Source organism: Streptomyces niveiscabiei (genome assembly GCF_001419795.1).
GTDB lineage: Bacteria > Actinomycetota > Actinomycetes > Streptomycetales > Streptomycetaceae > Streptomyces > Streptomyces niveiscabiei.
Genome location: NZ_LIRL01000944.1, coordinates 1 through 3368, shown reverse-complemented (window position 1 = coordinate 3368; position 3368 = coordinate 1). Strand labels below are relative to the sequence as shown.

The 3368-nt window shown below is 70.7% G+C and carries 2 protein-coding genes; both read left to right on the top strand.

Annotated features, from left to right (window positions below; translation table 11 throughout):
• The first annotated feature begins 54 nt into the window (after nt 1–54).
• Entirely contained in the window at nt 55–2640 is a 2586-nt protein-coding gene (locus AOK24_RS37505; protein ID WP_055724414.1) for a bifunctional FO biosynthesis protein CofGH, read from the top strand.
• A 129-nt stretch (nt 2641–2769) separates the two neighbouring features.
• Nucleotides 2770–3348: a L,D-transpeptidase gene (locus AOK24_RS37500; RefSeq protein WP_055724413.1), complete on the top strand. Its 579-nt coding sequence runs from the start codon at nt 2770–2772 to the stop codon at nt 3346–3348.
• The last annotated feature ends 20 nt before the right edge of the window (nt 3349–3368 follow it).

The following is a 3368-nucleotide window of genomic DNA, read 5'->3' as shown; positions in this document are numbered from 1 at the left end:
CACCCCCACCGAGCACCCCCGCACCTCCGATGACCTCGAACGTATGCTCAAAGGATGACGACTTCCGCGACCTCGGGAACCGGCCCCACCGAGAACTCCATGCGTCGCGCCCTCAAACGCGCCCGGGACGGCGTCGCGCTCGACGTGTCCGAGACGGCTGTGCTGCTACAGGCGCGCGGCGAGGCTCTCGACGACCTCACGGCGACCGCCGCGCGCGTGCGTGACGCGGGCCTGGCGGCGGCCGGCCGGCCCGGTGTCATCACGTACTCCAAGAGCGTCTTCATCCCCCTGACCCGCCTGTGCCGCGACAAGTGTCACTACTGCACCTTCGTCACGGTGCCGGGCAAGCTCCGCCGGGACGGCCACGGCATGTTCATGTCCCCCGACGAGGTACTCGACGTAGCTCGCAAGGGTGCCTCCCTGGGGTGCAAGGAAGCCCTCATCACTTTGGGGGACAAGCCGGAGGACCGCTGGCCCGAGGCGCGCGAGTGGCTCGACGCGCACGGGTATGACGACACCATCGCCTACGTGAGAGCCATCTCCATCCGCATCCTGGAGGAGACCGGGCTGCTCCCCCACCTCAACCCCGGGGTGATGTCCTGGACCGACCTCCAGCGCCTCAAGCCGGTCGCGCCGAGCATGGGCATGATGCTGGAGACGACGGCGACCCGCCTGTGGTCCGAGCCCGGCGGCCCCCACTACGGCTCCCCGGACAAGGAACCGGCCGTCAGGCTACGGGTGTTGGAGGACGCGGGCCGCTCCTCCGTCCCCTTCACCTCGGGCCTGCTGATCGGCATCGGCGAGACGTACGAGGAGCGCGCCGAGTCGCTCTTCGCGCTGCGCAAGGTCTCCCGCGCGCACCACGGCATCCAGGAACTGATCATCCAGAACTTCCGCGCCAAGCCGGACACGGCGATGCGCGGCATGCCGGACGCCGAACTCGACGAACTGGTCGCCGCGGTGGCCGTATCGCGCCTGATCCTCGGCCCCGCCGCGAACATCCAGGCCCCGCCGAACCTGGTCGACGGCGAGTACGAGCGCCTGATCGGCGCCGGCATCGACGACTGGGGCGGCGTCTCCCCGCTCACCATCGACCACGTCAACCCCGAGCGACCCTGGCCGCAGATCGAGGAGTTGACCCGCCGCTCCGAGGCGGCCGGCTTCGAACTCCGTGAACGCCTGTGCGTCTACCCGGAGTTCGTGACGCGCGGCGAACCCTGGCTCGATCCCCGCCTCCTCCCGCACGTCCGCGCGCTCGCCGACCCGCAGACCGGCCTCGCGATCCCGGACGCCGTCGTCGAGGGCCGCCCCTGGCAGGAGCCCGAGGAGGTCTTCGAGGCCACCGGCCGCACCGACCTGCACCGCACGATCGACACCGAGGGCCGTACGTCCGACCGCCGCGACGACTTCGACGAGGTGTACGGCGACTGGTCCGAACTCCGCGAGGCCGCCGCCCCCGGCATGGTCCCCGAGCGCATCGACACCGACGTACGCCAGGCCCTGGCGACGGCCGCCGACGACCCGACGAAGCTGACCGACGCGGAGGCGCTCGCGCTCTTCCACGCGGACGGCCCCGCGCTGGACGCGCTGACTCACATCGCCGACGACGTACGGAAGTCGGCGGTCGGCGACGACGTCACGTACATCGTCACGCGGAACATCAACTTCACCAACGTCTGCTACACCGGCTGCCGTTTCTGCGCGTTCGCGCAGCGCCGTACGGACGCCGACGCCTACACCCTCTCCCTGGACCAGGTCGCCGACCGCGCCCAACAGGCCTGGGATCTCGGGGCGGTTGAGGTCTGCATGCAGGGCGGCATCCACCCCGACCTGCCGGGCACCGCGTACTTCGACATCGCGAAGGCGGTGAAGGAGCGCGTCCCCGGGATGCACGTCCACGCCTTCTCGCCGATGGAGGTCGTCAACGGCGCGACGCGCACCGGCCTTTCGATCCGCGAGTGGCTGACTCAGGCCAGGGAAGCGGGACTTGACACGCTCCCCGGCACGGCCGCCGAGATCCTCGACGACGAGGTCCGCTGGATCCTCACCAAGGGCAAGCTGCCGGCCGCGACCTGGATCGAAGTCGTCACCACCGCCCACGAGTTGGGCATCCGCACGACGTCCACGATGATGTACGGCCACGTCGACCAGCCGCGCCACTGGCTCGGTCACCTCCGCACGCTCGCCGGGATCCAGCAACGCACCGGCGGATTCACGGAGTTCGTGACGCTGCCGTTCATCCACACCAACGCACCCGTGTACCTGGCGGGCATCTCGCGGCCCGGCCCGACGATCCGGGACAACCGCGCGGTGACCGCGATGGCGCGGCTCCTGCTGCACCCGTGGATCCCCAACATCCAGACCAGCTGGGTGAAGCTGGGCACCGAGGGCGCCGCCGAGATGCTGCGCTCCGGCGCCAACGACCTCGGCGGCACGCTGATGGAGGAGACCATCTCGCGGATGGCCGGCTCGTCGTACGGCTCGTACAAGTCGATCCGGGACCTCATCGCCGTCGCCGAGGCGGCGGGGCGTCCGGCGAAGCCGCGTACGACGCTGTACGGCGAGGTCCCGGCCGAGCGGCAACAGGCGGCGGAGGCGTCCGACGGGCACCTCCCGGAGCTGCTGCCGGTCCTCGACTGACCCTGGTGGAGCGCTGGTTGCGATCTTGGAACGGTACCTGAGGGAGACCGGTACGGGCCCGGCGGCCAGGCGCTCCACAGTAGGATGATCCGACCCCCGACGTGCGGGGGTCGGAGACTGAGGAGTTGCGTGCCCGTGCCTGCCCTGCGGCTTCCCTCGTGGGTCTGGGTCACCGGTCTGACGGCCGGGGCGATCGTCGGCGTGGGCTTCCTGGCGCTCGAAGCGGACAACGGCGTGCACCCTCATCCGACGGCCGCGGCCAGTCCGAAGCCGTCCGCCACCCCTCGGCAGTCGGTGGCTCCCGAGGCGTCCACACCTAATACTCCGGGACTACCCGCGAAGTCGGGCACGGGCCGCCGTATCGTCTACTCGCTCTCCGAGGACCGGGTCTGGCTGGTCGACGCGGACGACCAGTCCCGCCGCACCTTCGACGTCTGGCCCGGGACGGTCGACCCCGCGCCGGGGACGTACACGATCTCCGTGCGCACGCCCGCGACCACCGGCTCGGACGGGGTCGCCGTCGAGCACGTCGTCTACTTCACGGTGAAGTCCGGCATCAACATCGCCTTCTCCAACGCCGTCGACGGCTCCTCCCCGCCGCCCGCCCCGGCCGGCACGCAGACCGGCGGCATCCGCCTCCACAAGGAGGACGGCGCGGCGCTGTGGGCGTTCGGGGCGACGGAGACCAGGGTCAGGGTCGTCGAGTAGTACCCGGGTAATACCTGAGG